General features: G+C 43.9%; 3 protein-coding genes. 1 reads left to right on the top strand and 2 read right to left on the bottom strand.

The features are described from left to right. Positions 1 to 252, bottom strand: a 252-nt coding sequence (locus ACTNCK_RS11665) for a transposase (RefSeq protein ID WP_441082895.1), incomplete at its 3' end; no start/stop codon positions are given. Positions 253 to 347: 95 nt separating this feature from the next. On the opposite strand from ACTNCK_RS11665, the gene ACTNCK_RS11660 reads away from it, so the two are divergent. Next, positions 348 to 1,250, top strand: a complete 903-nt coding sequence (locus ACTNCK_RS11660; protein ID WP_441082893.1) for a ribokinase — start codon at positions 348 to 350, stop codon at positions 1,248 to 1,250. On the opposite strand, the gene ACTNCK_RS11655 is transcribed toward ACTNCK_RS11660, so the two are convergent. Then, a partial coding sequence (locus ACTNCK_RS11655; RefSeq protein WP_441082892.1) for a hypothetical protein occupies positions 1,228 to 1,756 on the bottom strand: 529 nt, incomplete at its 5' end. The genes ACTNCK_RS11660 and ACTNCK_RS11655 overlap by 23 nt on opposite strands.

Here is a 1,756-nt window from a genome sequence, read left to right as displayed (position 1 = left end):
ACGTCTATTCTCCTTCATATAATCGGCCTCAGTCTTTGTATCAGGGGCGTTTTTGCTTTGGGCTTCGCATTCTTCGTTGAACTCATTACACCAGTTTGTAATTGATGCTTTTGAGATTCCGTATTCAGTTGCAATACTACGTAGTGATTGTCCTTCCTCCAAATGGAGTTTTACGATCTTGTGTTTGAACTCGGGTTCATACTTTGATGACATATCGATTATTTCTTTGTCTTTATTATAATCCTTAGTCATCTCTGTTACAAATATAGTATATCACGTCAACAAGCAGCAAATCCTGATATGTGGTAAAATAGCAGTGGTACTAAAAACACAAGGAGGCTGCACTGATGAAGATCCTGAATTTCGGTTCGCTGAATATTGACTATGTGTACAGGGTGAATAGTATCGTGACTCCGGGTGAGACAGTCCGTGCTCTTTATATGCACGAATACTGTGGCGGCAAGGGTCTGAACCAGTCGATTGCCATAGCACGCGCAGGAGCCAAGGTATATCATGCTGGGATGATCGGGGCTGATGGAGAACAGCTTGTCACTATGTGCGGAGCCAGCGGCGTTGACACTTCGTATATCAGGACTATAGGAGAGAAGACCGGTCATACTATAATCCAGGTCGACCAGTGCGGACAGAATTCCATCATAGCATATGGCGGGGCGAACCAGAAGATAGATGAGAAGTTCATTGATGAGGTGCTGGCAGATTTTGACAGAGGAGACATCCTGCTACTGCAGAACGAAATCAGTTGCCTCGGATACATCATAGACAGGGCATATGAGAAGGGAATGGGAATCATCCTCAATCCATCACCGATAGACGATGAGCTACTGAGTCTTGACCTGGGAAAGATTTCCATGTTCATCCTGAATGAGGTTGAAGGGTTTCAGATATCAGGAGAGAGGGATCCTTATGCAATACTTGACAGCATGAACCAAAAGTTTCCTAAGGCAGAAGTAGTGCTTACACTTGGAGAGGACGGACCCATCTATAGCGACGGCACTCACAAGGTAAGGCAGAAGGCTTATAAGGTGGATGCAGTTGATACGACGGCTGCGGGAGACACGTTCACAGGGTACTTTGTAGCAGCAATATCACAGGGCAGGCATATCAAGGATACTCTCGATATCGCATCAAGAGCATCTGCGCTTGCAGTCACAAGAAATGGGGCGGCTCCGTCGATTCCGTCAGCTGATGAGGTAATAGAATATCATGTTATGCAAGTGTCACATGCCTAGCAACATCTTTCCACTGTTCTGCCGTGACCGCATCACGAAGTAATATTATTCCAAGATAGCATGAATCACCCCTTTTATATGCAAGAATGCCATAGTCGTGTTCCTCCGTATCACTATTGATAGCTGGTGATATATAAACATCAGTCGTACCGACTATCTCTGTCGTGTCATTTCTGACTTCAATATAGCTGTCATGCACATCAAAATGGAAGTCGTTTCCAAGCGATACCTGATTATATAAAGCCATTAAATCTGAGGTTTCTGGCTTCTCAGGAAGTTTATACCCTTCATCTATTAACTGTATGCCTATCTGCCCTATTACGTTTCCATCACCATCCACAATACTTTTTGTATCCATAAGTGGACTTACATCCAGATCCGGGGTTCCTTCATGTTTATACATGTGCCTTTCTTCGAAAGGCATCAAAGTGGTTATGAAACACAGCTTCTGGCCTTTCGATTTTTCTAATTTCCTGTTATTCTTATAGTGAGGGCCTGGCATACTA

It is taken from the genome of Candidatus Weimeria sp. HCP3S3_B5, from assembly GCF_052064335.1.
Classification (GTDB): domain Bacteria; phylum Bacillota; class Clostridia; order Lachnospirales; family Lachnospiraceae; genus Weimeria.
Note: the sequence above shows the minus strand (reverse complement) of the source record. Positions and strands in the feature narration are given on the sequence as shown.